The organism is Bartonella pachyuromydis, from assembly GCF_039543065.1.
Lineage (GTDB): Bacteria > Pseudomonadota > Alphaproteobacteria > Rhizobiales > Rhizobiaceae > Bartonella > Bartonella pachyuromydis.
Genome location: NZ_BAABJA010000035.1, coordinates 1 through 4,185 on the forward strand (window position 1 = coordinate 1; position 4,185 = coordinate 4,185).

Sequence of the window (4,185 nt, forward strand, 5' to 3'; positions counted from 1 at the left end):
CCCGCGTTCATGCTGATGCCCATATTTATGACTATGCCCATGTTTCTTATGATGCTGTGGTTTTTAGTTATGCAAGGATTTATGGGCGTGCCAAGGTTTCTGGCTTTGCTCGCATTCATAGCCATGCCAAAAGTTTATAATTATGCGGTTATCAATGGTCGTGCAAAAATTTATGGTAAGGTCTATGGCAATGCTAGTGTTGGTGGCTCTTCTAAGATCTTGCCATTGCGATTAACTTTGACAAATGGGTCAATGAGAAGGGCGCGTTTTGAATCAAAATCCTTTGCTGCGCTAAGGGCTGCTTCATCTGTTGTGTTGGGGGCATCAATCACTACAATCGCACGCAAACGTTCTGCAATGCCAATCAATTCTGCTGCAACGGGGTTCGAGGTTGTACTGATTTCAGTTTTGGCACTATCGCTCGTTCCATCCCCTTCAATATTCACACTGATTGGGCGTTGATGGGTAAAGCCTGGAGCAATCAGAATACGTGGTGTTTGTCCCACAACAGATTGCGCTCCAATGAAAGCATGAACACCTTCATAGGCGCCATGTTCGTTCACACCACCTAGAATATTGCTGAGTGTTGCTTCTTCATTGTCTCCTTCTTTTACATGGATAACGACGACAATTGCTCCCACTTGCTTGAAAATAAGATCAAGAGCATTGGGTAAAGTGCCGCGTCGTTTGCCTGTTTTGTCCAGTTTTGCGGCTTGTGAAAGAGAGCCTGCAACCAAAACGGGTGTGTTAAGAGGAAAGGCTTGTTCATCTGCATCGGGTTCTGTGCCAATAATTCTGATAACGCCAGACTGAACTGTACGAAGGGGGCGTGTGCCGTCATCAACCTCGACAACTTCAACGCCGTGTAGAAAACCTGTTGCCATTTTATGCTCCTTTAAAATAGTGGCGAATGAAATGAAGATGAAAAATGAGGGTTGGATTTGAAATCTCACCCTTTAAAATAGCAAATCATAAGGATTTTGGTTCACTCCCATTTCAAATGCGATCCTTTGAAAACAACAATATGTGAAATAATTTTTTAAAAGCATATTGACACTAACAACCCTCATGTTACTCGAATCACAAGTGCTAGAAACACTAAACCATTAGCGGATAGGTCACGTAAGATCTCTCCTATGCATTTAAAATACTGATTGTCTTTTATGCTATTATTGGCATATAACGATTTTGTCGGGTGTAGCTATGCTATACAATACCTTCTCACGAGGGGAAGGCATAGCGACGGACTAATGGCCGTGTTTCTAACGCCCGGCACTCTTGGGGGTGTCAATAGAGACATTAAAACCATTAGGAGTTCATCATGAACAATTTAGTAACAATCAACAATGATGGTATCGTTGTTACAACCTCTTTAAAAATTGCAGAGGGTGTAGGGAATACGCATAAAACAGTTATACAGTTAGTACGCAATAATCGTAAGGATTTTGAGGAATTTGGTTCACTTGGATTTGAAATCCAAGTGAGTAAAAGAGACGGTAAAGGCGGTCAAAAGAGAGAAGTTGCGATTCTCAAGGAACCACAAGCGACCTTACTCATGACCTATATGCGTAACAATGATACGGTGCGTGCATTCAAAAAAGCACTCGTTAAAGCTTTCGATGATTTAAAAAACCAGTTAATTGATAATGACCGCGATACACGGTTTTCTTTTCCAAGCAACTGGGACGATATGTCTCCAACCGAAAAGGCTGTCTACATTTATGGACCTCTTCACATGCATCTTGTTAAAGACTTTACGTTAGTAGAAGAGAGCAAACATTATAAAAAACTTGTTGAAGAAACAAAAAAAGTCTTAGAAAAGTCCGTTGTAAAAGCCGCTATATTAAAAAATATGATTCATCTCCCCATCTTTAGGGTGGGGAGAAGATCATGAATGGCTATGTTCCATTTGCGCATTCATTTCGTTAGCTGTTAGTGTTGGAATAGAAGAGACATCAATATCACGCTCTGCATGCCAAGCATCATAATTGGCTTGCATACGTAACCATATGGCAGCTCCATCACCAAACATTTTTCCAAGGCAAGCAGAAATAGCAGGAGAAACGGGTTTTTTTGCCTTCAGGATATCATAAAGATGTTGGCGTGATATACCGAGCATCTGTGCAATTTCTAATTTTGTTTTGCCAGTTTCAGGAATAATATCTGCTAAAACTTCTCCTGGATGAGTAGGGCAGCGGTTTTTATCTCTTTGTGCAGGAATGTCATTCATAACTGTATCCTTTCTTCATAAAGTGAATACGAAATTTAAATTCTATTGTCATTTTGCTCTCCAAATCAATGAAGAGACAATAACAATCATCACCATGCTCCATAAGACTGACAGTGTCAGTCAAAAAAAGCCCTTTTAAAGGGCTTTAAAAGAGCGATAAAAGGACAAATCATACAAAGCCAGCTTATACAACAAGCATTCCTATAACTTAGCTTATTCACCTTTTTTGTGGCTCCCCTATAGGGGGCTCTGCGACTGCGTCTTTCGCTGCTGGTTGCGTAGATGCGGATTGTTCTTTGTTTTCATCCAACAGGGGAGGAGAGAACACTCCGTCTTTATAAGTCCAACCAATTTGTGCTTCACTTGAGGGGATAGCCTCACCATCAAAGGCGTGAACATAATCTTTTGATGCGACAATAATATTTGTTACCACACCATTTTCAACAACTGCATATTCCATCAATATCTCCTAGATAAAAAATTTCAACAAGATTGCTCCGTCGCCGCCACTACCGCCACAATTAATTTCACCATCATTCCCATTGAAATATCCGCCGCCGCCGCCGCCGCCTTCACCACTACCTTTACAGCCGTGACCACCATTACCACCTTTTTCACTTTCACCACCATAACCACCTGCTCCATTATAAGCACCAGCACCGCCGCCACCGCCACCTCCAAAAACAGAGCTTCCACCGTGGCCACTTCCGCCATCTCCACCACCGCCGCCAGAAAAAATATAACCTCCCAAGCCGTTAAAACCACTGGAACTACTATTGCCACCGCGACTTCCTCTGACATAAGACATGCCGCCAGCACCGTCAGCACCCCCACCGCCTCCGGCTCCACCAAACACAGTCATAATATTTCCAATCATTGTTGTTCCGCCTGCATACCCATATTTACTATTACTGCCACCACGACCACCACGCCCGATTTGCACTGTCGTTGATTTTTTAAGCTCAGAGACTTTTGTTTTCACGCGCACACTTTGAGCACCACCACCACCGCCGCCGCCAAAATTATTTGATTTGCTGTTACTTGTGATTCTAGCTCCATCTCCACCGCCTCCACCACCACCCCACGCCCATATTTCTACATTTGTGTCATCAGTGACACCTTCAGGAAAGGGTATAGAACCACTTTCTGTCATAAGAATTTCGACAGTTTTTTTGACTAATGAAGTTATTAATTTATCCATTTGTGACTTGGTATAAACAGCTTCACCATCGATTTTCAGCGGTCTTTTCAACATGCTTCCGCTTGTGCTTAAGTTAGTGATCACTTCACCATTATGGAGAAAGCTAAATGAAGAATTGCCTAACAATTCTAAACCACCACTCATGGTGACTTTGTTGGTAAATTTATTATAACTTTGCCATTCATTGGCTTGTTTGAGACGTCCATAGCTGGTCAGATTTTGGTTAATCTTGGCTCTAAAGTCATCAAGCCCCACGATATCTTCCGTTTTATGTTGATGTGCACCTAATAAGGAAACGGCACTGCCAAAGGTAAAATTATTATTGCTTGATTTATAGAGCACATAGTTGTTGGCGGCATCTTTGGCGCCCTCGATATCGCTTAAATCAGCAAAAGTGAAGGTTTTATAGGCTGGCATCTTGCCATTAAGAGCACTTTCTAAACCCGTCACATCACTGATTGTATGGGCGTGTTGTAAAGGGGCTTTTTGGTCTGCTTTTTCTTCAACAGCTATAAGAGCTTGATCAAGTTTGGTGAGGTTTTCGCGCAAGATTGGGAATTCAGAACTGATAAAACGTCCCTCTTTTGGCAATTCCATGTCGAGTTTTTTAGTTTTGCTCATTTTTTGTTCTCCCATCACAATATGCCAGCACCAAAATCGCTCACCATTGACCGTGCCGCCGGTCCACCGGTAAGGGTGAGTTTAAGGCGCGCTTGTCGTGCTGTTTTGTCGCTGCTCACAAATTTACGCTCTG

4 protein-coding genes and 2 pseudogenes are annotated in these 4,185 nt (G+C 42.4%); 2 read left to right on the plus strand and 4 right to left on the minus strand.

What is annotated here, in order from left to right:
• A pseudogene (locus ABD917_RS08515) lies at positions 1 to 219 on the plus strand (hypothetical protein); the annotation flags it as partial.
• Here the strand turns inward: ABD917_RS08515 and ABD917_RS08520 are convergent.
• Positions 189 to 884, minus strand: a pseudogene (locus ABD917_RS08520) (phage tail sheath protein); the annotation flags it as partial. The pseudogenes ABD917_RS08515 and ABD917_RS08520 overlap by 31 nt on opposite strands.
• Before the next feature lie 437 nt (positions 885 to 1,321).
• On the opposite strand from ABD917_RS08520, the gene ABD917_RS08525 reads away from it, so the two are divergent.
• Positions 1,322 to 1,894: a Rha family transcriptional regulator gene (locus tag ABD917_RS08525; protein ID WP_345119639.1), complete on the plus strand. Its 573-nt coding sequence runs from the start codon at positions 1,322 to 1,324 to the stop codon at positions 1,892 to 1,894.
• Here the strand turns inward: ABD917_RS08525 and ABD917_RS08530 are convergent.
• The 3 genes from ABD917_RS08530 to ABD917_RS08540 form a co-directional block, all read right to left on the minus strand.
• The gene (locus ABD917_RS08530) at positions 1,889 to 2,230 is read right to left on the minus strand and encodes a HigA family addiction module antitoxin (protein ID WP_019220245.1); all 342 of its coding nucleotides are present in this window, start codon (positions 2,228 to 2,230) and stop codon (positions 1,889 to 1,891) included. The two genes, ABD917_RS08525 and ABD917_RS08530, sit on opposite strands and share 6 nt — an antisense overlap.
• Before the next feature lie 217 nt (positions 2,231 to 2,447).
• Positions 2,448 to 2,690, minus strand: a complete 243-nt coding sequence (locus ABD917_RS08535; protein WP_345119640.1) for a hypothetical protein — start codon at positions 2,688 to 2,690, stop codon at positions 2,448 to 2,450.
• A gap of 9 nt (positions 2,691 to 2,699) precedes the next feature.
• Positions 2,700 to 4,052, minus strand: a complete 1,353-nt coding sequence (locus ABD917_RS08540; RefSeq protein ID WP_345119641.1) for a Bgr_08870 family protein — start codon at positions 4,050 to 4,052, stop codon at positions 2,700 to 2,702.
• Positions 4,053 to 4,185 lie beyond the last annotated feature (133 nt).